The organism is Falsiroseomonas sp. E2-1-a20, assembly GCF_051433195.1.
In the GTDB taxonomy this organism is placed as follows: domain Bacteria; phylum Pseudomonadota; class Alphaproteobacteria; order Acetobacterales; family Acetobacteraceae; genus Falsiroseomonas.
Genome location: NZ_JBHMFT010000039.1, coordinates 1 through 24,829, shown reverse-complemented (window position 1 = coordinate 24,829; position 24,829 = coordinate 1). Strand labels below are relative to the sequence as shown.

Below are 24,829 nucleotides of genomic sequence, written 5' to 3'. Positions count from 1 at the left end.
GGCGTCGGCATCGCAACATGCCCGGCATGATCGACGCGAAATCCCTCCTCGACCGCTTCCTCGGCCCGAATGCGGGCACCGGCTCCGGCCAACCCCAGCCGGGACGCATGCCGTCCGTCGGCGGCCTGCCGCAGGGCGGCGGGCTGGCCGACATGGCGCGGCAGGCCCTGCAGGGCGGCGGTGGCCGCGGGCTCGGCAACATGGGCGGCTTCGCCGGTGGCGCGGCGGCGGGCGGGCTGCTCGGGATGTTCCTCGGCGGCAAGAAGCGCGGCGGCGGGCTGCTGAGCCACGGCGGCGCCGCGGTGCTCGGCGCGCTGGCGCATCGGGCCTGGCAGAACTATCAGGCCGGCCAGGCGCCCACCACGGCACCCCCGGCCACCCTGCAGGACGCCGCCAGCGTCGATGAGCGGTTCCTGCCCGGCGCCACGCCGGCGGCGGGTGGGGAGGCGTTCGAGCTGGCGTTGATCCGCGCCATGATCGGCGCCGCCCGTGCCGATGGCCACATCGACGCGACGGAGCGCGCCCGCATCTTCGAGCAGGTGGACAAGGCCGGGTTGGACCCGGAGGCCAAGGCCTTCGTCTTCGACGCGCTGGACGCACCCATCGGTGTCAGCGAGGTCGCGGCGGCGGCGCGGACGCCGGAGCAGGCCTCGGAACTCTACCTGGTCTCGCGCCTGGCCGTGGACCCGGACCATCCGGCGGAGCGCGCCTATCTGGAGGCGCTGGCGCACCGGCTGAAGCTGCCGCCGGCGCTGGTGGCGCATCTGGACCGCCAGATCGAGGCGGCGGCAACCCCGGCCGCCTGAAGGCTTCTGCCGGGCGCGCAGCGCTGGCATCCTCCGCGGCATGAGGATCACGCGGGTCGACACCGTGCTGCATGGCAGCGCCTTCACCTATGGCGCCAAGCCGGGCGCCGCCGGGGGCAATCTGCGGCTGAGCCGCATCGACACGCTGCTGGTCCGCGTCGAGGTCGAGGGCGGACTGCATGGCTGGGGGGAGGGCTTCGGCTTCTCCCTGGCGGCGACGACGCGGGACGTGGTGGACCGCCTCGTCGCGCCCGCCTGCATCGGCCAGGATGCACGCGACATCGCGGGCATCGGCGCCATGCTGGCGCGGCGCTTCCACAATTTTGGTCGTAACGGGCCGGCCAGCTTCGCCATCTCCGCCATCGACATCGCATTGTGGGACATCCGCGCCAAGGCGGCCGGGCAGCCGCTGCATGCACTGCTCGGCGGCGCCGGGCGGGCGCGGGTGCCGGCCTACGCCAGCCTGCTGCGCTACGGCCAGCCCGCCGACGTGGCGCGCAACGTGGCGGAGGCGGTGCGCCGTGGCTACCGCCGGATCAAGCTGCACGAGGTCGAACTGGATTGCATCCAGGCGGCGCGGGAGGCGGCGCCGGCGGAGGTGCCGTTGATGCTCGACATCAACTGCGCTTTTGCGGACGCGGCCTCGGCGCTGGATTTCTGCCACGCGGTCCGCGACCTGAACATCGCCTGGGTTGAGGAGCCGACCTGGCCGCCGGAGGATTATCCGGCCATGGCGCGGGTTCGCGCCGCGGCCGGCTGCCCGATTTCGGCGGGGGAGAACCTTGGCGGCCCGGTGGATTTCGCGCGGCTGTTCGCGGCCGGCGCGGTGGATGTGGCGCAGCCCAGCGTCACCAAGCATGGCGGCGTCTCCGGCCTGCTGGAGGTGGCGCGGCTGGCGCGGCCGGCGGGTGTCGCGGTGGTGCCGCATTGCCCGTATTTCGGCCCCGGCCTGCTCGCCAGCCTGCACTGGCTGGCGGCGACGGAGGCCGAGGCGCCGCTCGAGATCTATTTCGCCGACCTCGACACGCCGCCTTATGGGCTGGTGGTGCGGGATGGCTTCGTCGAGGTGCCGCGGGCGCCGGGTCTGGGCCTCTACCCGCTCATGGGATCGCTCAGATAACGGCGTGGCGCACGCGCGCGGACAGCCATTCGCTGACCAGCACGGTGCCGAGGATCAGCACGAAGATCACGGTCACCTGCGGCCAGGCCAGCACGTTGATGCTGGCCTGCATCTGCATGCCGATGCCGCCCGCGCCGACCAGGCCGAGCACGGTCGCCTCCCGGATGTTGATGTCCCAGCGGAACACGCTGATGCCCGCGAAGGCCGGCATCACCTGCGGCACGATCGCCCAGCCGAGCACCTGCGGGCGGGAGGCGCCGGTGGCCGTCACGGCCTCCACCTGCGTCGGGTCGATCTCCTCGATCGCCTCGTACAGCAGCTTGGCGATGAAGCCGACGGAGCGCAGCGCGATGGACAGGATGCCGGCCAGCAGCCCGGGGCCCAGGATGATGACCAGGATCAGCGCCCAGATCAGCGAGTTGATGGACCGGCTGGCGACGATGATGAACAGCACCGCGGGGCGCACGAAGATCCGGCTCGGCGTGGTGTTGTGCGCGGCGAGGAAGGCGAGCGGCACGCCGATGACGATGGCGAGCGCGGTGCCGATGGTCGCCATGTTGATGGTGTCGAGCAGCGGCTTCCAGAGCTGGCTGGCATAGGACCAGCGCGGCGGGAACATGCGGCCGATCAGGTCGGCGCCCTGCGCGGGCGCATCCCAGACGAAGGGCCAGATGGTGCGGTCCGAGATGAACTCGAAGCACAGCAGGGTCAGCGCCACGGCGCCGAACCAGCCGGCCCAGACCAGCAGGTCCGCGCGCGGCGTACGGCGGCGCCACACCGGCACGCCATCGGCGCGCGTGGTCACGGCCATCTACTGCACCTTCCGCCGGATGAAGCCGCTGCTGTATTCGCAGGCCAGCACGATGAGGATGATGATGATGAGGATCGCCGCCGCGGTGTCGAACTCGTAGCGGTCGAAGCTGGTGTTCAGCGTGTCCCCGATGCCTCCTGCACCGACCAGGCCGAGCACCGCGCTTTCGCGGAAATTGATGTCGAGCCGGTAGGCCGAAAGCCCGATCAGCCGCGGCCGCACCTGCGGCAGCACGCCCCAGGCCAGCAGTTGGAACCAGGAGGCACCGGTGGCGCGCACGGCCTCGGCCTGGGAGGCCTGGATATCCTCGATATCCTCCGCGATCAGCTTCGCCATGAAGCCGATGGTGGCGAAGGCCAGCGTCAGCGTGCCGGCCAGCGGGCCGAAGCCCACCATGGCGACGAAGACGATGGCGATGATGATTTCCTGGAAGGTGCGGCTGATGGCGATGATGCCGCGGCAGAACAGGTAGATCGGCAACGGCGCCAGGTTTCGGGAGGCGCCGAGCGCCACGGGGATCGACAGGATGATGCCGACGGCGGTGGAGACCACCGTCATGGTCAGGCTCTCGCCCAGCCCGATCAGGATATCCTCCCGCTTCGAGACGAAGTCGGGCGGGAAGAAACCGCCGAGGAAGCGTCCGGCGCGTTCCACGCCCTCGGCCGCGCGGGTCCAGTTCACCTCGATGGTGGTGAAGGCCAGCAGCGCATAGGCCAGCGCGCCGAGATAGACGGCGTAGCGCAGCCAGGGTGTCGAGATCAGCGGCGGCGGCCGCCAGGCGCGCGCGGCGGCGGCGGGGTCGAAGCCTCTGGCTTCGCCGGAAGCGCGCAAGGTCGTCGCGCTCATGCCACCGCCTCGGCCGCCTCGTCCTCCTCCTCGGCTTTCCGGATGGTCTGCGACCAATCCTCCTCGCCATAGATCGCGGTCAGGGCGTCGGTGCCCAGCTCCTCCGCCGGGCCGTCGAAGACGATGCGGCCGGCGCGCAGGCCGACGATGCGGCGGGCGAATTGCTGCGCCAGCGCCACGTCGTGGATGTTGATGATGGCGGCCAGGCCGCGCTCGGCGCAGAGCTCCACGATCAGCCGCATGATCTGGCGGCTGGTCTTGGGGTCGAGGCTGGCGGTGGGTTCATCCACCAGCAGCAGCTTCGGGTCCTGCATCAGCGCGCGGACGATGCCGACGCGCTGGCGCTGGCCGCCGGACAGCGCATCCGCGCGCTTGTCCGCCATGTGCGCGAGGCCGACGCGGTCCAGCAGCCGGAAGGCTTCCTCGACATCGCGGCGCGGGAAACGGCGGAACCAGGACGACCAGAAGCCGACATAGCCGAGCCGGCCGGACAGCACGTTCTCCATCACGGTCAGGCGTTCGACCAGCGCGTATTCCTGGAAGATCATCCCCATCCGCCGGCGCGCCCGGCGCAGCGCGCCGGAGCCCAGGCTGGTCAGTTCCAGCCCATCCAGCTGAACCCGGCCGCTGGTGGGTTCCACCAGGCGGTTGACGCAGCGGATCAACGTGGATTTGCCGGCGCCGGAGGGGCCGATCAGCGCCATCACCTGCCCCGCCGGAACCTGGAGGTCGACATGGTCGAGCGCCAGGTCGCCGGTCGGGTAGCGCTTGGTCAGCTTCTCAAGAGTCAACAGCACCGGCGATGATCCTCAGCGGCAGGCGTAGGAGACTTCCATCGCGGTATCGATCTGCCGGACCACGTTCCAGTGCTCCTGGTAGGTGATCGGGATGAACTTCTCGGCCGGCGGCTCGCTCTTCGCGAATTCGGCCTGCAGCGCGGTGCCGTTCCAGTCGAAGTTGAAGAAGGCGCCGCGGATCTTCTCGGCCAGGGCCGGGGTCAGGTTGTGCGCGTGGCCGTAGCCGGTCGTCGGGAAGGATTGGCTGCGGTAGATCTGGCGAAGCTGGTCCGCGCGCACGACGTTGCGCGCCACCATGCGCGTCAGCACCGAATTGGCGATGGCCGCCGCATCGTAGTCGCGGTTGGCGACGCCCAGGATGGAATTGTCGTGCCGGCCGGAGAAGGCGGCGGTGAAGTCGCGCCCGGCGCGCATGTTGAACTGGCTGGCCAGCAGGGCGGAGGGCGCCTTGAAGCCGGAGTTCGAGGTCTCCGAGGTGAAGGCGATGGTGCGGCCGCGCAGATCCTCGATCCGCTGCGCGGTGGAGGATGCGGGGACGATGATCTCCATCTCGTAGCCGAAGGCGCCGTTGTTGCTGGCCATCATCGCGAATGGCACGAAGCCGGCGCAGTTCACGGCGAGCGGGTTGGAGCCGGTGTTGAAGCCGGCGATGTGCAGGCGGCCGGCGCGCATCGCCTCGATCTGCGCGGCGTTGGACTGCACGGCGAAGAACTGCACGCGCTTGCCGGTCTCCCGTGCCAGGTGGTCCATGAAGGGCTGCCAGACCTGGCGGTACACGGCCGGATCCTCGACCGGGGTGTAGGCGAAGATCAGCGTCGCGGGGTCCACGAGTTCGCGCGCATTGGTCGGCGCATCGGCCACCAGGTCGCCGTTGCGGTCGCAGTAGCGGGCATCGAGCGTGCCGCGCGGGCAGTCCTGCGCCTGCGCGCGGGCCGGCACGGGGGCGGCGGCCAGGCCGAACAGGCCCAGTGCCAGCGCGGAGGAGGTGAGAAGACGGCGCAACATGGCGGTAACTCCCTGTGGAATCGGCTGCCTTCTACGGGGCAGTCCGCGTCACATCCATTTCAGATTTTTGAAGATTGCCGGGGCTTCATCCCAACGGCAAGCGCCAATGTGACAAACATGTTTCAGTTTCGAGCCTGAGGCGCCTCGCTTCATGCCCCATTGCGCCAGCTTCATGCAACCTTTCGGCGCCAGATCGCTTTCCGGACCATCATCCGGAGATTGGTGGCATGCAGCAGGACAAGGCGAATACGGCATCACCCGCCGCGGGTGGCGTGCGGGGTGATGTCGCCTTCCTGCGCCGGGTCCTGATCGTCGCCGGCGTGATCCTGCTGCTGCTGCTGCTGTGGCAGGTGCGGGAGGCGCTGCTGCTGACGTTCGCGGGCGTGCTGGTCGCCGTGCTGCTGCTGGCGGTGGCGCGCCCGGTGGAGGCGCGCCTCGGCCTGTCCCGCACCTGGTCGCTGCTGGCGGTGGGGCTGGCGCTCGCGGCGTTGCTGGGCCTGGCCGGAGTGCTCGTGGGCAGCGAGGTCACGGCCCAGGTCGCGCAGCTGTGGGAGCAGTTGCCGCGTGCGATCGGTGCCTTCGAGCAGCGCTTCGACGTCGACATTCCGCCGCTCGGGGAAGCTGCGCGGCAGGCGGGCGGCGAGGGCGGCGGCGAGGCGGGTGGCAGCGCCGATGGCGGCTTCTTCGATGCCTCCGTGCTGCGCACCCTGGCCGGTCATGCGGCCACCGCCGGCACCATGATCGTCAATGCGCTGTCGGCGCTGGTCATCGCGGTGGTCGGTGGCTTCTTCCTGGCGGTGGATCCGGCGATGTACCGCAAGGGCGTGGTGATGCTGGTGCCGGTGGAACAGCAGGAGCGGGTGGAGGATGCGCTTCTGGCCACCGGCAATGCGCTGCGGATGTGGCTCGGCGCACAGTTGGTCTCGATGTGCATCGTCGGCACGCTGGCCGGGCTCGGCACCTGGCTGATCGGGCTGCCCTCGCCCCTGGCGCTGGGCCTTTTCGCCGCCCTTGTCGGCTTCGTGCCGCTGCTGGGCGCGGTCGCCGGGGCGGTGCCGCCGCTGCTGCTGGCTCTGGCGGCCGGCGGGGATGCGCTGCTGTGGACGGCGGTGCTGTTCCTCGTGATCCAGCAGCTGGAATCCAACATGATCCTGCCGCTGGTCGAAAAGCACATGGTCAGCATGCCGCCGGCGCTGATGCTGTTCGCCGTGGTTGCCGTGGGCCTGCTGTTCGGCCTGCCGGGCGTCATCCTCGCCGCGCCCATCACGGTGGTCACCTATGTGCTGGTGAAGCAGCTTTATGTGCGGGAGACGCTGGGGCAGGAGACGGACGTGCCGGGGGAGGACGAAGCGCCGGAATGACCAGCGGCGTGCCGCGCGATTCCTTGTCGAGGCGGAAAGGGAGCGAACGGCCGGGCGTGGCGGGTGTTCTGTTCCCAGGTGCAACTGCGTGAAGGAGGCTTCCTGTGAATCGGCGGTCATGGCCTGCGGCCAGCCTGCTGGTGCTGCTGGCGACAGCCGCATGGAACGGTGCGGCGGCGCAGGTCGCCGCTCCGGTGGACGGTCGGCCCGTGGTGGCGGAAACCAGCCAGGACCTGGTCCGCACGCTGATGCAGACGCGCGGGTACTCCGAGATCGGTGAGATGCGGCGTGACGGCGATGTCTACATCGTCAGCGAGGCGCGGCGTTTCGGCGAAGCGGTGCGCGACCTGCGTGTCGAAGTGCTGAGCGGCCAGGTGCAGGCCGAGCAGCCGCTGAGCACGGAACAGGTCGGGCGGCTGCTGGAAAGCCGTGGCTACACGCGCGTGAGCGAACTCGGGCGCGACGACGAGGCGATCATCACGCAGGCGCACCAGAATGATCGCGCCTGGCAGCTTCGGATCGATGCCCGGCGCGGCACGCTGCTGCACCAGCAGCCCGTGGACTGACGGGTGTCCTGCACCCGTCGGCGAACCAACAACCGAGGAGGACGACATGCCTGACAAGGATCGGATCGAAGGCAGCGGCAAGCAGGCCAAGGGCAGCATCAAGGAAGGCATCGGCAAGATGACCGGCGACCAGTCGATGCAGGCCGAGGGCAAGGCCGACAAGGCCGAGGGCAAGGTCCAGAACGCCGTGGGCGGCGCGAAGGACAAGGCCCGGGACACGCTCGACAAGTCCTGATCGGTGGCGTCGCGGCAGGGTCGGGAGGCCCTGCCGGGACGTCCTCCGCTCGAGGGGTGCGCGAGGGTGGTCGAGCCGCGCCCCACCGCGGGTTGCGCACCGTGCGCCGGTGCGGAACGCGACCCACTTCGGCGCGCTTCGCAGGAGACGAACATGCAGGACATCACGATGCGGATGGCAGCCGCGCGCCACCGGCTGTTGCTTGGTGCTGCGACGGCGGCGCTCGGCCTGGCCATGGCGTCGGCCGCCCCGGCTGCGGCCCAGCAGGCCCAGCAGGGCGTGACGCCGTCGCAGCCGCAGGCGGCCCAGTCGCCACTGCAGCGCGCGGCGCAGGAACTGCGCGTCGCACATCAGCAGCTCGGCGATGCCTCCGGGGACGCCTCGCCGCAGGCGATCCAGCGGGCGCGCCAGGCACTCGATCAGATGACGCGCGCGATGGCCGACATGCCGCAGGACCAGCGCGGCCCGGTCGAACAGCGCGTGGCGCAGGCGCGCGACGCGCTGGGTGATGGTGACACGGTGCCGGCACCACGCGCACGCAGCGCCATCGAAGGGCTCCTGGCCGTGATTCCTGCCGGCCAACAGGGCGGCACGACGCGGCAGGAGGCGCGGACCGGTGCCTCCGCCACGCCGCAGCCTGCCCAATCCGGCGGTGGCACGGCGCAGCCCGTGGCCGGCCGCGGCGCCGCGTCCGGCCTCACGCTGGAACGCGCCTCGAACCTCGTCGGCACCAATGTGGTCGGCGCCAACGGACGCGATGCCGGCGAGATCGAGAACCTGCTGATCGACGGCAACGGGCAGGTGCGCGCGGCGGTGGTGGAGTGGGGCGGCTTCCTCGGGATTGGGGCCCGCCGTGCCGTGGTGCCGATCGAGCAGCTGGCCTTCGGTGGCCCGAGCGAACGGGTTCGGATGGAGTTGACGCGGGCGCAGCTGGAAGCCCTGCCGCGCTACGAGACGGAGCGCATCCAGGAATACGGCCGGATGGGCGGCTGGGCGGACGGCGTGCGCGCCTATCGCTGACGATCCCGGGACCTGTCCCACGCGCGGCCTGGGGTGGCGGGCCGGCGAGCGGGTTCATGACATCATCGACGTGCGGCGGCCCGCGCTTCGGACGCGGCACACCAGACAGAAAGATATCAGCATGAAAACGAAGTTCCTGGCACCGCTCCTCGCCGCAACCTTCGCGCTGGCGGTCGTCGCCTGCGACGACCCGCAGAACGAGGCCTCGACGGACACCAGCACCGGACAATCCGGCGGCAGCGCGCCGAACACGGTGGCCGGGACCGGCACGACCAGCAATGCCGGGCGCACCACCGGGACCAGCGGCAATGCCCCGATCGGTGCGCCGGAAGCGCCGCTCCCGCCGGCGCCCGGTACCGCCGGGACTCCGGTAAGCCCGAGCACCACCGGCGCCAGCCCGCCAGGCTCCGGCGTGACCGGCGGTGGTGGCCCGACGCAGTAGCCAGGCCAGAGGGCACCGGCCCGGCCGCCGGCGGAACCGGACGTGATGGCGGGTGTTGATGCCGCTGTCCGGGCGGGAGGAGGCCCAGCGCCGATGCCCCTCGACGACGACAGCACCAGCCCGGCCATCATCGATGCGCGCGAGGCGGCCAGCGACGCCGGCCTGCGCTACGTTTCCGACGACCAGCTAGGCATCAGCCGGCGCCGCGTCGGCAAGGGCTTTTCCTACCGCCTGCCGAAGGGCGGTGCACTGCGCGACGCGTCCGCCCTGAAGCGCATCCGCGCGCTGGCCATCCCACCCGCCTGGACCGAGGTGTGGATCTGCCCGCAGGCGAATGGCCACATCCAGGCAACCGGCCGCGACCAGAAGGGCCGCAAGCAGTACCGCTACCACGCCCGCTGGCGGGAGGTGCGGGATGCCGCGAAATACGACCACATGCTGGAATTCGCCGAGGCCCTGCCGGCCCTTCGCGCCCGCATCAATGCCGACATGCGCCGGCCGGGCCTGCCGCGGGAGAAGGTGCTGGCGACGGTGGTGCACCTGCTGGAGACCACGCTGATCCGCGTCGGCAACGACGACTACGCGAAGCAGAACGAGAGCTACGGCCTGACCACGCTGCAGGGCGAGCATGTGGCTGTTGCCGGCAGCGAGCTGCGCTTCGCCTTCAAGGGCAAGAGCGGGAAAAGCTGGAACCTGCGCGTCAAGGACCGTCGCGTCGCCCGCATCGTCAGCACCTGCCAGGACCTTCCGGGGCAGGAGCTGTTCCAGTACCGCGACGCGGATGGCGAGATCCGCGATGTCACCTCGGCCGATGTGAACGCCTATCTGCGCGAGATCGCGGGCCGCGACGTCACGGCGAAGGATTTCCGCACCTGGGCCGGCACCGTGCTGGCGGCGCTCGCGCTGCGCGAATACCAGCGCGTGGACAGTCAGGCGGCGGCCAAGCGCAACGTGCGCCAGGCGATCGAACGCGTTGCCTCCCGCCTCGGCAATACGCCGACGATCTGCCGCAAATGCTACGTCCACCCGGTGATCCTCGACAGCTACCTGGGCGGGACCCTGGCGCTGGAGGTGGAGGCCGAGGCGAAGGCGGAACTGCAGCAGGAAATCGGCCGGCTGCGGCCGGAGGAGGCCGCGGTGCTGGCACTGCTGGCGACCGGGCTGCAGGAAATGTCGGCGACGCCATAGGGTTCCGCTGCCGCCGCGGCAGCCCTATCCTGCGGTACGCAGAACAGGATTCCGCCGCATGACCTCCGCCCTCCGCCTCGCCGGGTTCGCCCTGCCGCTGCTGCTCGCCGGGCCGGCCGCCGCGCACCACCCGATGGGCGGGGAGGTGCCGGCGACGCTCTGGCAGGGGCTCGCCTCCGGCTTCGCGCATCCCATCATCGGCCTGGACCATCTGGCCTTCCTGCTGGCCGTCGGGCTGATCGCGGGCCTGGCGCGGCAGGGCCTCGCCCGGCCGCTGCTGTTCGTGGTGGCGTCGCTCGCCGGCGTCACCACCGCCTGGCTGGGGCTGGTGCTGCCGGGGGCGGAGTGGCTTGTCCTGGCGACGGTGCTGGTTGCGGGCGCAGTGCTGGTGGCCGGGTGGCGCATCGCCCCGGCGGCTTGGCTCGGCCTCCTGGCGCTGGCCGGCCTTGCACATGGGCAGGCCTATGCCGAGGCAGTCCTGGGCGCGGAGCCGACGCCCGTGCTGGCCTATCTTGCCGGGCTGGCGCTGGTGCAGGGCGGGATGGTGGCCCTCGTGGTGCGGCTGGCACGCGGCCTGCCGGTCCTGGTGCCGCGGCTGGCAGGTGGCGCCGTGGTGGCGGTGGGCCTCCTCGCGCTGGTCTAGCAGGCTGCGGAAAAAGCCCTCTCCACCCGCAGGGGGGAGGGTTGGGGAAGGGGGGCGTTTCGGTTGTGCGCCCGTTCAGTCGCTTGCACATCCCCCCTCGCCCGCCCGTCGGCATATAGGCCGACCCTCCCCAGGAAGTGGGGGGAAGACTCTTTTCGCCGAATTTCCTAGCCGCCGCTCATCGCCGTCATCACCAGCATCTCCCCGCCCGGGCGCAGGGACGTGGCCAGGGTCGCGGGCTGGCCGTCCACGAAGACCTTCAGGTGGCGGCGAATCGAGGGCGTCGAATCGCAGATGCGGTCGCCCATGCCCGGCCAGCGCTGCTCCAGCGCCAGGATCGCCTGCGCGACGGAGGCCGCCTCCAGCGCCACCTCCCGCGGTGCGCCCGGGAACAGGCGCACCAGGGCGGCGGGCAGCAGGACCTGGACGGGCTGCATCAGCTGCTCATCCGCCTGGCAGCACCAGCGTCTCGATCGAGGAGATCACCGGCAGGTGCCGCGCGATGCAGCACCAGGTCTCGCCCTCGTCGGCACTCGCGAACAGCTCGCCGCCGCTGGTGCCAAAATAGACGCCGGCGCGGTCCAGCGTATCCACCGCCATCGCCTGGCGCAGCACGCCGAAATAGGCGTCCTGTTGCGGCAGCCCCGCGCGCAGATCCTGCCAGGTCCGGCCGCCATCGCGTGTGCGCCACACCGCGCATCGCGCATCCGGCACGTAGCGCCCGGCCTGGTCGCCGTTCAGCGGCAGCAGGAACAGCGTGGCCGGGTCGCGCGGATGCACGGCGGCGGGGAAGCCGAAGCTGGAAGGCAGGCCGGCCTCGATGCTGGTCCAGCTTCGGCCGCCATCCTCGCTGCGGTACATGCCGCAATGGTTCTGCTGGTACAGCAGGTCCGGCTGGCCGGGCGCCATCACCAGGCAATGCACGCATTGGCCATGTTCCGGAAAGCGCTGGTCCTCCGGCGCGTAGTCCTGCCGGGTGCCGCGGTTGCGCGGCGCCCAGGTGGCGCCGCCATCGGCGGTGTGGAACACGCCGCCGGTCGAGATCGCCACCCAGAACTGGTCCGGGTCCGCAGGGTGCGGCAGCAGCCCGTGCAGGATCAGCCCGCCGCCGCCCGGCTGCCATTCGGGGCGGGAGGGATGGTCGCGCAGGCCTGCCACATGGGTCCAGCCCTCGCCGCCATCCTCGCTGCGGAACAGCCCGGCCGGCTCCACCCCCGCATGCAGCACGCCATGCGCCGCGGCCAGCGACCACACCGTCCTGATCGGCGTCTCGCCCGCCGGATAGGCGAGGCCGACGCTGGAATGCGTCCAGCTTTCGCCGAAATCCGGCGAGGTCCAGACTGCGGGTCCGAACCATTCATTGCCGCCGGCCGCGTGGATGCGCCCCGAGGCCGGGTCGGCGATCACGTGGTTGATCGGCCAGGTGTCGCAGAGCGGCCCGCGCAGCGACCAATCCTGCCGCGCCGCATCGGATTCCAGGATGAAGGCACCCTTGCGCGTGCCGATGAGCAGCAGGACCCGCGTGCCCATCCTTCAGCCCGCCCGCCGGTAGCGCGCGGTCATCACCTGCTGCCAGTGGCCCTCGGCATCCTGCATCCGCGACCGCATGATGCGCTCGTCGGGCGACGGCAGCTCGATGATGTCCTGGTAGTGCGCGGTGCGGCCGGGCGTGCCCATGTCCGGTCCCTCGCTGTCCAGCGTCAGCACCGTCCCCCCGGCATCGAGTTCGCCGTCGTAGAGCCACATCATGGTCATCATGGAGCCGACGAAATTGCCGGTGAAGCGGCCCTTCGCCACGTCGTAGCCGAGGGTGATGACGGTGTGGCCGGTGCCGCCGCCGGGCATCTCGCCCTCCCCGGTGCCGATCACCCAGAACTCGCCGAGCGGGCGGATGCTTTCGCGGCCGCGCATCGTCATCGTCGGCTGGTCCGGGCCCATGATGCATTGCACCTCGCTGGTCCATTCGCCGACCAGGCGTTGCAGCCAGCGATGTTCCGCCGTGGCTTTCTCGTCCATCATGGCGTCGTCTCCATCGTGGTGAAGTGGGCGTCCAGGCGCTGCATCGATTCCGTCCAGCCGCGGCGATGCCGGGTGGCGGTGGCGGCATCGGCGAAGCGGTCATGCGTCAGGGTGATCTCGGTGTCGCCCTCCACCGCGCGGAAGCGCACGGTGACGCGGCTTTCGCGTTGCGGCATGCTGGCCCATGCCCAGGTGAAGGCGATTTCGCGCTCGGGCTCGATGGCGATGTAGCGGCCGCCGACCTCGTGGCGGTCGCCATTGTCCTCGATCAGGCGGATACGGAAGCCGCCGCCGATGCGGGCATCGACCTCGGCGTGCTCGACCTTCGTGTGGTGCGGGCCGAACCACTGCGCCAGCACCTCCGCCCGCGTCCAGGCGGCGAAGACGCGGGCGGGTGGCGCCTTGATGCGGCGCACCAGGGTGAGGCTCGGGATCGTCGTCGTCATGGCGCGCGCTCGACGGCGGCAGCCAGGCGATCCAGGCTCTCGGTCCAGAAGCGCTGGTAGCGGGCGAGCCACCCCATGGCGTCCTCCATCGGCGCGGCGGTCAGGCGGCAGGCGACGGTGCGGCCGGTTTTCTGACGCGCGATCAGCCCGGCGCCTTCCAGGACATCCAGGTGCTTCATCACCGCGGGCAGGGACATCGCCAGCGGCCGGGCCAACTCGCTGACCGAGAGCCCGTCCTCCGCATCCAGGCGCTGGATCAGGGCACGGCGGGTGGGGTCCGACAGGGCGGCGAAGATGCGGTCCAGGTCGGGGGCGGCTTGAAAGTTAACCATGTGGTTTACATTATCGGTGCCGGGTGCCCATGGCAAGCTTGCCAGCATCACGGAAGCGGGATCACCATGCGGGCATGGCGCTGGTGACCAATCCGACCCGGGACAAGCTGCGGCGCGGCGAGGCCGCCTTCGGCGTCATGGCCTTCGAATTCTTCACGCCGGGCCTGGCGCCGACGCTCGCCGCCGCCGGCGCCGAATTCGTGCTGCTGGACATGGAGCATTCGGGCCTGGGGATCGAAGGTGTGAAGGCGCAATGCGCCTTCGCCCGCGCCGCCGGAATCGTGCCGATGGTGCGCATCCCGGCCGCGCTGGCGCATTTCATCCCGCCGGTGCTGGATGCCGGCGCGCTCGGCATCATGATGCCGCTGGTGGAGACCGCGGAGCAGGCACGCGCCCTGGTCGCCGCCTGCCGCTACCGGCCGGAGGGCACGCGCGGCCTGGTCTTCTCGGTCGCGCATGATGCCTATGCCGGCGGCGATCCGGCCGCGAAGATGGCGGCGGCGAATGCGGCGGTGCTGACCATCGCGCTGGTCGAGAGCGCGCCGGGCATCGCCAATGCCGAGGCGATCGCCGCGGTGCCGGGGCTGGACCTGCTGTGGCTCGGCCATTTCGATCTGTCCGACAGCCTTGGCATCCCCGGCCGGTTCGAGGATCCGCGCTACCGGGCGGCGGCGGCGCGCTTGCGGGCGGCGGCGCAGGCGGCGGGCAAGCCGGTCGGCTGGGTGGCGGCCGATGGCGCGCAGGCCGCGGCGGCGCTGCGGGCCGGCTTCCGCTGCCTGTGCATCGGCCATGAGGTGATCGTGCTGCGGGAGGCGCTGGCCGCGGGCTTCCGCACGGCGCGGGCGGCGCTGGGCGACGCGGCGGAGGATGCGCCGGGCGCCGCGGGCCTGCCGTAGAGCATTTCCAAGTCAGGCGGATACGCCTGACGACTCGGGAAATGCGACCGAGCACCGGATCAGCGGATCACGAAGCCGACCGGCGCCGTCACCACCACCTGCGCATCCGGGAAATCCGCCGGCAGGCGGGGCAGGGGGGAGACGCGGCGCAGCAGCGCCAGCGCCTCATGGTCCAGCAGCGCGGACCCGGTGCCGCGCAGCAGTTGCGCCGCCTGCACCGTGCCGTCGCGGCCGATGGTGAAGCGCAGCATGGCGGTACCCTCCACGCCCTGGTCGCGCGCGCTGGGCGGGTAGCGCAGGTTGCGCTGCAGGATGCGGACCAGCGCGGCGGAATAGGCCGGGGGCAGCGGGCGCGGGCCGGTCGCGGCACCGGCGGGCCCGGCGGCGCCCGCCGCGGCCGGGCCGGGTGCGGGGCCCGGCGTGCCGGTATTCGCCCCAGTCGGTCCCGAGGCCTGCGGTCCTGCCGTGGCCGGCCCTTGCGAGGCGGCAGGCGCGGCCTGGCGCGGCGCCGGGCGCGGCGCCGGCGCCGCACGTGTGACGGTCCTGGCGGCGGGCGGCGGGGCCGGCAGCGGTGCGCGCGCCTTGACCGTTGCGGGCTCGCGCGTGGCGAGGTCCTCGGGTGGTGGCGGGGGCGGCAGGATTCGCGCGGCGGCCTGCAGGGCTTCCGGCGGTGGCGCCTCGGCCAGCAAGTCCGGCGGCGGCGCCGGGGTCAGATCCGGCGGCGCCGCCTCCGGTGCCTGGGGCAGCGGTTCGGCCGCAGGTTCCGTGGGGGGCTCCGCGGCGGCCAGCGTCTCCGGCTCCGCCTGGGCCGGCGCCAGGGCCTGGGGCTCGGCCGCCTGCAACAGGTCCGGCGCGGCCGCGCCCGTCATCCCGCCGCCACCGGCCATGCCGCTGGAAAGCCCCACCTGCAGCCCACCGCCGCCCGCCACCACCGGCGGCGCGGCCGGGCGCATCAAGGCCGCGGCGACGCCGAGATGCAGCGCCAGCGCCACGCCCCAGGCAGCCGGATGGATTCCCGCTTGCGAGTGACGCATCGGCCTAGGGCGCCGCCTCGCCGATCAGGGAGGCGCGGCCGAAGCCGGCGGCGGCCAGCGCGGCCAGGATGCGCATCACCTCGCCATAGGGCTGGGCGCGGTCCGCCCGCAGGTACACCGGCCGGTCCGGCGCCGCCTCCGCCATCGGGCGCAGGCGGGTGGCGAGCGTCTCGGGGTCGGCCTCGGCTTCCTCGATGAAGACGCGGCCGGCGCGGTCCAGCGTCACCACCAGCGGCTGCGTCACCTGCGCCGCCGGTGCCTGGGCGGCGCGCGGCAGATCGACCGGCACGCCCACCATCATCATCGGCGCCGCCACCATGAAGACGATCAGCAGCACCAGCATGACGTCGACGAAGGGCGTGACGTTGATCTCGGACAGCATGGCGTCGTCCTCGCCATCCTCCTCCAGGGTGCCGGACGCCATCACTCGGCCGCCATCCGCGCGCGTCCGGACCCGGCGAGGCCAAGCCGGCGGGCCAGGCGTTCCGCCGCGCCGTTGGCCGCGCCGCGCGCCTCGCCCAGCATGGCCGACAGCCGGTTGAAGGCGAGCGCCGCGGGAATGGCGGCGACCAGCCCGAGCGCGGTGGCGAACAGCGCCTCCGCGATTCCCGGTGCCACCGCGGACAGGCTGGTGTTGCCGCTGGCGGCGATGGCGGTGAAGGCGTTCATGATGCCCCAGACGGTGCCGAACAGCCCGATGAAGGGCGCGGTGGAGGCGATGCTGGCCAGCATCGGCAGGCCGCGCCGGGCCATGGCGGTACGCTCCGTCACCGCCAGCCGGGCCGCGCCGGCGATGTGGTGGCGGCGGTCCCCGGGCGATTCGCCGGCGGCCTCGCGCGCCGCCTGCTCGGCCGCGACCAGCACCTCCGCCCAGGCATTTTCACGGGCGGGCGGGGAGCCATCCTCGGCGAAGCGACGCAGGGCCCGGGCATCCCGCGCCAACCGGCGAAAGCGCAGCGCGCGGTCCAGTGCCAGCGCCCAGACGGCGACGGAGGCCACCACCAGCATCAGCATGACAGCCCGGACCACCCAGTCGGCGGCGAGGAACAGGCCGAGCGGGGAAAGGTCGTGCGCGGTGTCCATCGCGTGTCTCCTTCTACAGGCCGAAGCGGATGCCGGCGCGGCTGGACGGCCGGATCAGGTCCGCGCAGTGCCCCACTTCCGTCCCGCCGATCCGGCAGGACAGCACCTCGTTCACCAGCAGGCGGCCGATGCGGTCGCAGGCCAGGCCCGCCAGGTCGAACAGCCGCACGGCGGTGCGACCGGCGCCGACCGGGGCGAGTTCCACGGCGGCGCGGCGCGCGATCTGGCCCTCGGCGCCGAAGACCACCAGGTCGAGCCGCAGGCTTGCGATGGCGGTGGCCTCCGGCGCGTCGTTCGCCAGTACCATCCAGATGCGACAGCCTTCGGTCGCGCCCGTCACCGGCTCCAGCCGGTTGAGTTCGAGCGGCAGCACCGTCTCCGCCCCTGCGGGGCTGGAGAGCGCGAGAAGGGTCAGCGCGATGATGGCGAGCTTGCTGGAAGCCATGCGGGACGTCCTCGATCCGGGTGCTGCATGGCACAAATGCGAATGACTCGCAATCTCGGTTGTCGCGGGCGCGGGAAACCTGAACGGCATTAACCGGCACTTAGTCCCGGGATTCCTAGGGTCGGCACGCAGCCAGAACGCCTGTCCCCGGAGACCAAGAATGTCCGTTTCGACCGAGCTCGCCCTGGCCGACCTTTCCTACGCGCAGGGGGCCGGCGCGGTTGTCCTCGATGCGGCGGCCCTGGTGACCGGCGGTGCCAGCTATCGCGGCGGCTCGCTCACCTTCACGCTCGAGTCCGGTGGCGGTTCGAGCCAGGTGCTCGGCCTCACCACCAGCGGCAGCGCCGACGTGACGGCGGGCGCCATCTCCGCCGTCGGCACCACGCTGTATCGCGGCACGGGCACGGGGGCGGAGGATATCGGTGCCATCGACGCCACCCTGGACGGGCAGGGCGGTGCGGCGCTGCGCATCAACTTCGTCGGCTCAGGATTCGCGAACGGCAGCTTCGACCAGGGCGAGGATGGCGACGTCATCATCACCGGCTGGACCGCCGAGACCGCACGCATCCGGCTCGACGGCGTCGCGACCATCGCCGGCTGGGCAACGCCGGTCGATGCCACCTATCCCGGCGACAACACCACGGGCGACAACAGCACCCCTGGCTCAAGCGGTTCGGCCGCCACGGCGACGCTGTCGTCGCTGTCCGGCGTCGGGCCCGGCGATTTCTCGGTGAAGCTGGATACCGAGTTGCTCCGCATCGACCAGCCCTACGGCGTCATCCGCGGCCCCGCCGTGTACAGCAACAGCGCCATCGTGCTGGCGGCGGGCGACAGCGTCGCCTTCGCCTGGAAGGCGCTCGGCACCGGCGATGCCTACGATGCCTTCGGCTACCTGCTGAACGTCGACACCGGCGCCACGATCACCCTGCTCGACGAGACCGGCAGCAGCGGCGGGGCCGAGACGGATTGGGCGACGGAGACGCTGACCCTGGCCACCGGGCAGGACGGCTCCTATCGCTTCGTCTTCGTGGCCGGGTCCTTCGATGCCAGCGGCGGGCAATATCTCGGCGGCACGCTGATGATCGACGACGTGACGGCGACCGTCGCCACGCCGCTGAGCCCGCTGACGGCGGAGGAGGTCGCCGCGGTGGCACGCCTCGTGACCTATGAGAATGCCTCGTCCGGACAGGATGGCGGCACCACCACGCTGACGACCACCGTGGTGGATGAATCGGCCGTCAGCGCGACCGACACCAGCACCATCTGGCTGTCCTCGACCTATGCCGGACCGGTGGCGGGCATCGCCAACCAATGGACCGGGACGGCGGCGGCGGACCTGGCGCTCGGCACCTCCGGGAACGACTTCATCGCGCTGGGCGGCGGCGACGATGCGGCCGCCGGCGGCGAGGGCGACGATGTCATGGATGGTGGCACCGGCTCGAACTTCCTCTCGGGCGGCGCCGGCTGGGACCGCTTCTTCCTTGACCTGCGGGGCGAGGGGCCGACCTGGTCGACCATCACCGATTTCGACGCCGGGGAGGAGGTGGCGGTGTGGGGTTGGCAGCCGGGCGTTTCCACCTTCCTGCGCGTCGACAGCGCCGGCGCCGCCGGGTTCCAGGGCGCCACGCTGCATGTCGATGTCGATGGCGACCAGGTCATCGATGGATCCGTCACCTGGGCCGGGCGCGACTGGTCCGAGCTTCCGCTGCCGGTCGAGACCAGCGTCGGCGGAACCGGGCTGCTGTGGTTCGCCTGAGCCGCGCGGGCGCGCCCCGTCTGGCCCTGCGCGGGGGAAGAAGCTAGGAAAGCGGCCCCCGCCATGGCTGGGCACCCGATACGGGCGTCCTGTCGCGTGGCGATCGTGATGCAGGACCGATCCGATGCCGCAGTACCGCAGCCGCACCACCACCCATGGCCGCAACATGGCCGGCGCGCGCGGGCTGTGGCGCGCCACCGGGATGAAGGACGGCGATTTCGGCAAGCCGATCATCGCCGTGGTCAACAGCTTCACCCAGTTCGTCCCGGGCCACGTCCACCTGAAGGATCTTGGCCAGATGGTGGCGCGGGAGATCGAGGCCGCCGGCGGCGTGGCGAAGGAGTTCAACACCATCGCGGTGGATGACGGCATCGCCATGGGCCATGACGGCATGCTGTACAGCCTGCCCTCGCGCGACCTGATCGCCGACAGCGTCGAGTACATGGTCAACGCGCATTGCGCCGATGCGATGGTCTGCATCTCCAACTGCGACAAGATCACGCCAGGCATGCTGATGGCGGCGATGCGGCTGAACGTGCCGACCATCTTCGTCTCCGGCGGCCCGATGGAAGCCGGCAAGGTGGTGCATCGCGGCAAGAAGCGCAGCGTGGACCTGATCGACGCGATGATCGCCGCGGCCGACAGTTCCGTGACGGATGAGGAAGTCGCCGTCATCGAGCGCTCCGCCTGCCCGACCTGCGGGTCGTGTTCCGGCATGTTCACCGCCAATTCGATGAACTGCCTGACGGAGGCGCTGGGCCTGGCGCTGCCCGGCAACGGCACGGTCCTGGCCACCCATGCCGACCGCAAGCGGCTGTTCCTGGAAGCCGGGCGCCGCATCGTCGAGATCACGCGCCGGCACTACGAGACGGACGACTTCTCCGTGCTGCCGCGCGAGGTCGCGACGCGGACGGCGTTCGAGAATGCGATGACGCTCGACATCGCCATGGGCGGGTCCACCAACACCGTGCTGCACCTGCTGGCCGCGGCGCATGAGGGTGGGGTGGATTTCAGCATGGTGGACATCGACCGCCTGTCCCGCCGCGTGCCGGTGCTGTGCAAGGTGGCACCTTCGGTGGCCGACGTGCATGTCGAGGACGTGCACCGCGCCGGCGGCATTTTCGGGATTCTGGGTGAGCTCGACCGCGCCGGGCTGATCGACACGTCCGTGAGCCGCGTCGATGCGCCGACGCTGGCCGAGGCGCTTCGGCAATGGGACGTGATGCAAACGGCCAGCGGCACCGTCCTCGACTTCTTCATGGCGGCGCCCGGCGGCGTGCCGACCCAGGTGGCGTTCAGCCAGGCGGAGCGCTGGGAGAGCCTCGACACCGATCGCGAAGCCGGCGTGATCCGGTCCCGCGAGCATGCCTTCTCCCAGGATGGCGGGCTGGCGGTGCTGGCGGGCAACATCGCGGCCGATGGCTGCATCGTGAAGACGGCCGGCGTCGACGCCTCCATCCTGACCTTCACCGGGCCCGCGAAGGTGTTCGAGAGCCAGGATGCGGCGGTGGAGGGCATCCTCGGCGGCCGCGTGGTGGCCGGCGACGTGGTGGTCGTGCGGTATGAGGGACCGCGTGGCGGGCCCGGGATGCAGGAGATGCTGTACCCGACCAGCTACCTGAAATCGAAGGGCCTCGGGAAGGTCTGCGCCCTGGTGACCGATGGCCGCTTCTCCGGCGGGTCCTCCGGCCTGTCGATCGGGCACCTGTCGCCGGAGGCGGCGGAAGGTGGCCCGATAGGGCTGGTGGAGGATGGCGACATCATCGAGATCGACATCCCCAGCCGCCGCATCCACCTGGCGGTGGACGAGGCCGAGATGGCGCGGCGCCGGGCGGCGATGGAGGCGAAGGGGGAGGCCGCCTGGCAGCCCGCGAGCCCGCGCAAGCGGATGGTCTCGACGGCGCTGCGCGCCTATGCGGCGATGGCGACGAGCGCCGCGCGCGGCGCGGTGCGTGACTTGTCCACGTTGCGGCGCCGCTGAATCAAAAAACCCTCTCCGCCATCGGCCGGAGTGGGTCTTCTGGTCGTCAGGCGCGCTGGCGCATCTGGCTTTCGCGGATGATGCGCTCATGCCCGTCGCGGGAGTTCTTCACGCGGTACTCGCGGTCCAAAGCGTCGTTCGGCAATTGCCGCACGACGGTGTAGGCACCGGAGGGGGCGGAGCCGTCGAAACGGCCGGGCACGAATTCGATGTGCTGGCCGATGGTGAAGCTGTGCTTCGGCGGCATGGGGCGCTCCTTGCGGGTCGAGGCTTGTCCCGGCTGGGCCGGGCAGAACGATCGGGCCGCCCGCGCGCGCCGTGCCGTCCTTGGTCAGCCGATGAGGTCCAGTACGATCCGGCGGAGATCTTCGCGGGACAGGCCGGAAACCATGGGCTCTCGCGGCGTGGTGGCCGGCTGTGCCGGCTGGATGGACCCGATGGTGTTGGAGAGTTGGGTCGAAACTCGGTCGTTGGAGAAGTGCACGTTGTCCTTTGGGCGGTGGCGGCGTTGTGTCGCGGCCCCGCGTCTTCATCTGGGTGCCGGAAGCGCCGAAGCGCGTCAGGCCGATTGTGCTACCCTGTCGGGCAGCGGGATGGTCGTGGCGGAGAGGCGGGTGCATCCGCACCCGGCCTCCCGCCAGTCGGGTCAGGACGGCCGGGGCCGTCCTGCTTCCGGAATCAGGCGCGCTTCAGGTTGCCGGCAGAGGTCTTGCCCTGCTGGCCGTGCTGCAGCTCGTATTCCAGCTTGTCGCCTTCACGCGGCTCCTGCAGGCCCGAACGCTGAACGTCGGAGATGTGCAGGAACACGTCCTTGGAGCCGTCTTCCGGCTGGATGAAGCCGTAGCCCTTGGTCGCGTTGAACCACTTGACGGTGCCGATAGCCATGGATGTATTCCGCTTCGAAACAAAAGGCCGCCCCGCACGATCGCAGAGCGGATCAGACCTGGAGGGGAGACGGACAGCGGGCTCGGCGCTCGATCTTGAGCTGGGAGAGCAGGCCGAACCAAACGAGGCTGACGGAGACACATATGCGCCCTCGACCCCTGTTCTGCAACCCAAATCGGGCTTGACTGGCGCCGGGGGCGTGATTGTGGCGCGTCCCGCAGGTCGGTAGTCTCGGCAATTGCGCGCCTCGCGCGGAACCCCGGGGGTGGCTTTCAACGATGGCTGTGCTGGACCAGGCCGCGCCGCGGCTGCTGCTGCCGCCAGGGCCACGCTTCGCCGTCGTCGGCGCGGAGTTCGTCCGCGGCATCGAACCCTCTGCCAGCACCTACGGCCAGCTCCATGGCGAGGGCCCCAGACCTCAGGGGACGATCCACGGCAAGCGCATCGGCTGTTCCGAGAACCTGAACCGCAAGGCCCGCCAGGACGCCGGCTATGTCGATACTGCGACCGCCGCCGATTTGGACGCACGGGTTTATCTCGCTGCCCGCCGGGCGCCACAGGAGCGACGGCTGAGGGATTGCCAGGCCCAGCTTCGGCTGTGGTGGTCCATCAGGTCGGAGGCATCTGCGGCCCATGCCACTGCCAATGCCAATGTCAGTGCCGCGCCCGTGCCGGCCGTCACCACATACCGCCGCCCCGAGGGTCAGGGTCCGAGCCCCCAGGGGATGATCCACGGCAAGCGGGTAGGCTGTTCCCAGAACCTCGACAAAGGCGTCCGCCGCAACGCCGACTCCGTCGATGCCATGACCCTCGATGACCTGGACGCGAACCGCCACCTCGGCGCTCGCCGCGTAGGCTCAGAGCGGTGACCCTGTCTGGTTCTGGCCCATCCAATCCTCGACAGGATCGCATCCATCCAGGCCGGCGACAGCGGCGTCATAGGGTCGGTGGGGTGAAGCCACCACGTGCCGCACCCAAGGCAACCGGGCCACCAGGAAGCGACCAACGCGGACAATCGTCAAGGCAGTAGCGCAGGCCGGCTCAGGCGCCGCTGGGTCGGATCACCATGTAGATCGCGTCGCTGCAAAGCGTCTGTTCTCGCACTGCGCGCCAAGACGCCTCCAGCCACCAGCGATCCGTCCCCTCAAAGAGATCGGGATTGGCGCCCTGCGGGGCGTTGAAGGCAATCCAGTGCATGTAGTTGAAGATGCCATAGCGCTGATAGCCATGAACTTCGATCCTGGCGTTCGGCAGCGCTCGCCGGACGACAGCGGCGAGTCCCTGCGGCGAGAAATAGGAGATGTGCTCCATCATAAACCAGCGTGCTCGGAAGGCCTCTGAGCGTCGCATGAGTTCGTCGTCGAGATTGGGCACCTCAATGCAGATCGCGCCCCGGGTCGGGTGCAGCACGCGCTCACAGAGCCTGAGCAACTCAACGGGGCGCGGCACATGCTCTAGCACGTGCCACATGGTCACGACGTCAAAGCTGCCCGCATGAGCCTCCGCATAGGCATCATCAAGAAGCCCGGGGCTCATGGTCAGCCGCTCCAGGGCAGAATCTGGTAGCAGTCCTTCTGCCAGCATGCGCTCACGCCCCATTTCGATGCGGCGGGCGCTCGGTTCCAGCGCCACTACGTCGGTATCAGGGCTGGACGAGGCGACTTGCGCGCCGAAGAAGCCGTAGCCGCCGCCAACGTCCAGAAGGCGCTGTCGCTCCCCTGCGGCCGGCGTGCCGAGTTTCGGGCCCAGGCGGGCGAACCGCTCCGTCCTGAGTCGTGCCTCAATGATCGCGTGTCGGAAGAGGGTCTCTGGCGGAGTGCCGTAGAATTTTTTGACGTTCTCGATTTGCCCATCTTCATCATAAAAACCGAGGTCATATTCGGGCGGACTGAGCTGCACATGGCCGCATGCGGCGCAACGCACGGCGCGCAGCACGTTCTGGCTGTCCCCCTTGATCTGCGTCGCGACGATTTCGGCTTCGGTCTGGCTCGAGCAGACAATGCACTGAGTAAGCATCAGCAAGACATTTCCCCCTCTTGAGAGAAAAATAAGTAATTCTTCGCATCTCTTAAGTCAATCTAGCACGCCAGGCCAGCGATTACGTGCGACGAGGCATGGTCTGGGTCGAGCCGCACCCCATCTCGACCGAGGCCTACCGCGTGATCTGGCTACAGACCGAGGGTGCCATCTAGACAAACCTCAGCGCCTCGGCCGGCCGCCAGGCGCTGCTGCCCCTGGTGCTCGGTGAGACCTGCCGCAACGGGCACATCCAGGAAGAGCGCCGGCTGCCCACCCGCCGGAACTTGTCGGACGCCGCCAGGAGCTGCTGGTCACGCGCGTCGACTGTGCAGCGTAGACCACTCCAGACGCCCCAGGACTGCCCGGTGAAGACCGACACCGCCCCATTGCGCCAGTTCCCTCCTGAGCCTCTCTGGCGCCCTCCATGGGCGCTAGGGGCTACATGCAGCGGGGCTTGATCAGCGCGACCGCCTTGGGCAGGGAGATCTTCTCAAGCCCGTCCTTCATCGCACTGACCTCGACCCGGCCATACCCCGCACCCACGCCGCTCCGGCCCCGGTCATCATGCCCGCACAGCTCGTTGGAGATGCTGTCTGGCACTTGGACGTTGCGCAGCAAGGTCTTCAACGTGTGCCGCAGCGAGTGAAAGCCGAGACCTTTTCGAGTCTTAAGGTTGAGCCGTGGGAGCAACCGCTCACTCATCCACGCGCCGGGCGCCTTCCCAGGGTCGCCGAGGACCGGGCCAGGTATTCCAGGCAGCAACATCCGCGCCTTGACGGCCTGTTGCTGGGCAGCAAGCCGGACCAAGCCGATCTCGACAAGCCGACCATGAACCGGGATCAGTCGCGCGGTCCCCTGGTTCTTGAGCGTCTTTTCGCCGTTCTCGTTGATGTCGACCACCGCCAGACCGTCGACAACGCGAACATCATTTGGCCGAAGCTGGGCAATCTCGCCGATCCGGGCTCCGGTGAAGAGCGCGATCAACGGGGCCCAAAACATCCAATCGTCAACGAGGTAGTCCCCCAAATCGTAGGGTCTCAGCTTGCTCTTCGCACCCTGGAACAACGGGGAACCGAACAGCGCCTCAAGCTCA

Annotated in this window: 30 protein-coding genes; 13 read left to right on the top strand and 17 right to left on the bottom strand. The window is 70.4% G+C overall.

Features of this window, described 5'->3' with window-relative positions:
- Window positions 1–17: 17 nt before the first annotated feature.
- Both ACFHPP_RS26100 and ACFHPP_RS26095 read left to right on the top strand, forming a co-directional pair.
- Entirely contained in the window at window positions 18–806 is a 789-nt protein-coding gene (locus ACFHPP_RS26100; RefSeq protein WP_437166171.1) for a tellurite resistance TerB family protein, read from the top strand.
- 40 nt (window positions 807–846) lie between these two features.
- Window positions 847–1,926 carry a mandelate racemase/muconate lactonizing enzyme family protein gene (locus ACFHPP_RS26095; protein WP_437166170.1) on the top strand — a complete coding sequence of 360 codons (1,080 nt, stop codon included), beginning with the start codon at window positions 847–849 and terminating at the stop codon, window positions 1,924–1,926.
- Here ACFHPP_RS26095 and phnE (ACFHPP_RS26090) read toward each other — a convergent pair.
- The 4 genes from phnE (ACFHPP_RS26090) to phnD are packed head-to-tail and all read right to left on the bottom strand — an operon-like array spanning window position 1,919 to window position 5,385.
- On the bottom strand, window positions 1,919–2,737 hold the full coding sequence (phnE, locus tag ACFHPP_RS26090) for a phosphonate ABC transporter, permease protein PhnE (protein ID WP_437166169.1): 819 nt from the start codon (window positions 2,735–2,737) through the stop codon (window positions 1,919–1,921). The two genes, ACFHPP_RS26095 and phnE (ACFHPP_RS26090), sit on opposite strands and share 8 nt — an antisense overlap.
- Complete coding sequence (gene phnE, locus ACFHPP_RS26085) at window positions 2,738–3,583, bottom strand: phosphonate ABC transporter, permease protein PhnE (protein WP_437166168.1); 846 nt, start codon at window positions 3,581–3,583, stop codon at window positions 2,738–2,740.
- The gene (gene phnC, locus ACFHPP_RS26080) at window positions 3,580–4,380 is read right to left on the bottom strand and encodes a phosphonate ABC transporter ATP-binding protein (RefSeq protein WP_437166167.1); all 801 of its coding nucleotides are present in this window, start codon (window positions 4,378–4,380) and stop codon (window positions 3,580–3,582) included. Before phnC ends, phnE (ACFHPP_RS26085) begins: the two co-directional genes overlap by 4 nt.
- Window positions 4,381–4,392: 12 nt before the next feature.
- Complete coding sequence (phnD, locus tag ACFHPP_RS26075) at window positions 4,393–5,385, bottom strand: phosphate/phosphite/phosphonate ABC transporter substrate-binding protein (protein ID WP_437166166.1); 993 nt, start codon at window positions 5,383–5,385, stop codon at window positions 4,393–4,395.
- 227 nt (window positions 5,386–5,612) lie between these two features.
- Here phnD and ACFHPP_RS26070 point away from each other — a divergent pair, with 227 nt between their 5' ends.
- The 7 genes from ACFHPP_RS26070 to ACFHPP_RS26040 all read left to right on the top strand — a co-directional run bounded on the left by ACFHPP_RS26070 (window position 5,613) and on the right by ACFHPP_RS26040 (window position 10,840).
- Window positions 5,613–6,746, top strand: a complete 1,134-nt coding sequence (locus ACFHPP_RS26070) for an AI-2E family transporter (RefSeq protein ID WP_437166165.1) — start codon at window positions 5,613–5,615, stop codon at window positions 6,744–6,746.
- A 104-nt stretch (window positions 6,747–6,850) separates the two neighbouring features.
- Entirely contained in the window at window positions 6,851–7,312 is a 462-nt protein-coding gene (locus ACFHPP_RS26065) for a hypothetical protein (protein ID WP_437166164.1), read from the top strand.
- Between the two features lie 46 nt (window positions 7,313–7,358).
- Window positions 7,359–7,547: a CsbD family protein gene (locus tag ACFHPP_RS26060; protein WP_437166163.1), complete on the top strand. Its 189-nt coding sequence runs from the start codon at window positions 7,359–7,361 to the stop codon at window positions 7,545–7,547.
- 153 nt (window positions 7,548–7,700) lie between these two features.
- Window positions 7,701–8,567, top strand: a complete 867-nt coding sequence (locus tag ACFHPP_RS26055; protein ID WP_437166162.1) for a PRC-barrel domain-containing protein — start codon at window positions 7,701–7,703, stop codon at window positions 8,565–8,567.
- Between the two features lie 121 nt (window positions 8,568–8,688).
- Entirely contained in the window at window positions 8,689–9,009 is a 321-nt protein-coding gene (locus ACFHPP_RS26050; protein ID WP_437166161.1) for a hypothetical protein, read from the top strand.
- Window positions 9,010–9,102: 93 nt separating this feature from the next.
- Window positions 9,103–10,197 (top strand): DNA topoisomerase IB, encoded by a 1,095-nt coding sequence (locus tag ACFHPP_RS26045; protein WP_437166160.1) that lies wholly within the window; start codon window positions 9,103–9,105, stop codon window positions 10,195–10,197.
- A gap of 58 nt (window positions 10,198–10,255) precedes the next feature.
- Window positions 10,256–10,840 carry a HupE/UreJ family protein gene (locus tag ACFHPP_RS26040; RefSeq protein WP_437166159.1) on the top strand — a complete coding sequence of 195 codons (585 nt, stop codon included), beginning with the start codon at window positions 10,256–10,258 and terminating at the stop codon, window positions 10,838–10,840.
- 167 nt (window positions 10,841–11,007) lie between these two features.
- Here ACFHPP_RS26040 and ACFHPP_RS26035 read toward each other — a convergent pair whose 3' ends face one another.
- The 5 genes from ACFHPP_RS26035 to ACFHPP_RS26015 are packed head-to-tail and all read right to left on the bottom strand — an operon-like array spanning window position 11,008 to window position 13,637.
- Window positions 11,008–11,277 carry a MoaD/ThiS family protein gene (locus ACFHPP_RS26035; protein ID WP_437166158.1) on the bottom strand — a complete coding sequence of 90 codons (270 nt, stop codon included), beginning with the start codon at window positions 11,275–11,277 and terminating at the stop codon, window positions 11,008–11,010.
- A 7-nt stretch (window positions 11,278–11,284) separates the two neighbouring features.
- The gene (locus ACFHPP_RS26030) at window positions 11,285–12,370 is read right to left on the bottom strand and encodes a WD40/YVTN/BNR-like repeat-containing protein (protein ID WP_437166157.1); all 1,086 of its coding nucleotides are present in this window, start codon (window positions 12,368–12,370) and stop codon (window positions 11,285–11,287) included.
- Between the two features lie 3 nt (window positions 12,371–12,373).
- The gene (locus tag ACFHPP_RS26025) at window positions 12,374–12,859 is read right to left on the bottom strand and encodes a DUF1579 domain-containing protein (protein ID WP_437166156.1); all 486 of its coding nucleotides are present in this window, start codon (window positions 12,857–12,859) and stop codon (window positions 12,374–12,376) included.
- Window positions 12,856–13,305, bottom strand: a complete 450-nt coding sequence (locus tag ACFHPP_RS26020; RefSeq protein ID WP_437166155.1) for an SRPBCC family protein — start codon at window positions 13,303–13,305, stop codon at window positions 12,856–12,858. Before ACFHPP_RS26020 ends, ACFHPP_RS26025 begins: the two co-directional genes overlap by 4 nt.
- Window positions 13,302–13,637: an ArsR/SmtB family transcription factor gene (locus ACFHPP_RS26015; protein ID WP_437166154.1), complete on the bottom strand. Its 336-nt coding sequence runs from the start codon at window positions 13,635–13,637 to the stop codon at window positions 13,302–13,304. The genes ACFHPP_RS26020 and ACFHPP_RS26015 overlap by 4 nt, the downstream gene beginning before the upstream one ends.
- Window positions 13,638–13,711: 74 nt before the next feature.
- Between ACFHPP_RS26015 and ACFHPP_RS26010 the strand changes: the two genes are divergently transcribed.
- Window positions 13,712–14,533: an HpcH/HpaI aldolase family protein gene (locus ACFHPP_RS26010; RefSeq protein WP_437166153.1), complete on the top strand. Its 822-nt coding sequence runs from the start codon at window positions 13,712–13,714 to the stop codon at window positions 14,531–14,533.
- Between the two features lie 59 nt (window positions 14,534–14,592).
- On the opposite strand, the gene ACFHPP_RS26005 is transcribed toward ACFHPP_RS26010, so the two are convergent.
- From ACFHPP_RS26005 to ACFHPP_RS25990, 4 genes are read right to left on the bottom strand one after another with little or no spacing between them, the layout of a single operon-like run.
- Window positions 14,593–15,567: an energy transducer TonB gene (locus ACFHPP_RS26005; RefSeq protein ID WP_437166152.1), complete on the bottom strand. Its 975-nt coding sequence runs from the start codon at window positions 15,565–15,567 to the stop codon at window positions 14,593–14,595.
- Window positions 15,568–15,571: 4 nt separating this feature from the next.
- On the bottom strand, window positions 15,572–15,991 hold the full coding sequence (locus tag ACFHPP_RS26000; protein WP_437166151.1) for a biopolymer transporter ExbD: 420 nt from the start codon (window positions 15,989–15,991) through the stop codon (window positions 15,572–15,574).
- Entirely contained in the window at window positions 15,991–16,650 is a 660-nt protein-coding gene (locus tag ACFHPP_RS25995; protein ID WP_437166150.1) for a MotA/TolQ/ExbB proton channel family protein, read from the bottom strand. Before ACFHPP_RS25995 ends, ACFHPP_RS26000 begins: the two co-directional genes overlap by 1 nt.
- A 13-nt stretch (window positions 16,651–16,663) precedes the next feature.
- Window positions 16,664–17,095 (bottom strand): Tat pathway signal protein, encoded by a 432-nt coding sequence (locus tag ACFHPP_RS25990; RefSeq protein ID WP_437166149.1) that lies wholly within the window; start codon window positions 17,093–17,095, stop codon window positions 16,664–16,666.
- A 160-nt stretch (window positions 17,096–17,255) separates the two neighbouring features.
- Between ACFHPP_RS25990 and ACFHPP_RS25985 the strand changes: the two genes are divergently transcribed.
- Together ACFHPP_RS25985 and ilvD are read left to right on the top strand one after the other, a co-directional pair.
- Window positions 17,256–18,851 carry a hypothetical protein gene (locus ACFHPP_RS25985; RefSeq protein ID WP_437166148.1) on the top strand — a complete coding sequence of 532 codons (1,596 nt, stop codon included), beginning with the start codon at window positions 17,256–17,258 and terminating at the stop codon, window positions 18,849–18,851.
- Window positions 18,852–18,975: 124 nt separating this feature from the next.
- Window positions 18,976–20,832: a dihydroxy-acid dehydratase gene (gene ilvD, locus ACFHPP_RS25980; protein WP_437166147.1), complete on the top strand. Its 1,857-nt coding sequence runs from the start codon at window positions 18,976–18,978 to the stop codon at window positions 20,830–20,832.
- A 46-nt stretch (window positions 20,833–20,878) separates the two neighbouring features.
- Here the strand turns inward: ilvD and ACFHPP_RS25975 are convergent, their stop codons facing one another.
- Window positions 20,879–21,079, bottom strand: coding sequence for a hypothetical protein (locus ACFHPP_RS25975; RefSeq protein WP_430671586.1), 201 nt, complete (start codon window positions 21,077–21,079; stop codon window positions 20,879–20,881).
- A 431-nt stretch (window positions 21,080–21,510) separates the two neighbouring features.
- Complete coding sequence (locus ACFHPP_RS25970; protein WP_430671584.1) at window positions 21,511–21,717, bottom strand: cold-shock protein; 207 nt, start codon at window positions 21,715–21,717, stop codon at window positions 21,511–21,513.
- Window positions 21,718–21,995: 278 nt separating this feature from the next.
- Here ACFHPP_RS25970 and ACFHPP_RS25965 point away from each other — a divergent pair, with 278 nt between their 5' ends.
- The gene (locus ACFHPP_RS25965) at window positions 21,996–22,586 is read left to right on the top strand and encodes a hypothetical protein (RefSeq protein WP_437166146.1); all 591 of its coding nucleotides are present in this window, start codon (window positions 21,996–21,998) and stop codon (window positions 22,584–22,586) included.
- Window positions 22,587–22,758: 172 nt separating this feature from the next.
- Here the strand turns inward: ACFHPP_RS25965 and ACFHPP_RS25960 are convergent, their stop codons facing one another.
- The gene (locus tag ACFHPP_RS25960; RefSeq protein ID WP_437166178.1) at window positions 22,759–23,733 is read right to left on the bottom strand and encodes a class I SAM-dependent methyltransferase; all 975 of its coding nucleotides are present in this window, start codon (window positions 23,731–23,733) and stop codon (window positions 22,759–22,761) included.
- Window positions 23,734–24,174: 441 nt separating this feature from the next.
- A partial coding sequence (locus ACFHPP_RS25955; protein WP_437166145.1) for a site-specific integrase occupies window positions 24,175–24,829 on the bottom strand: 655 nt, incomplete at its 5' end.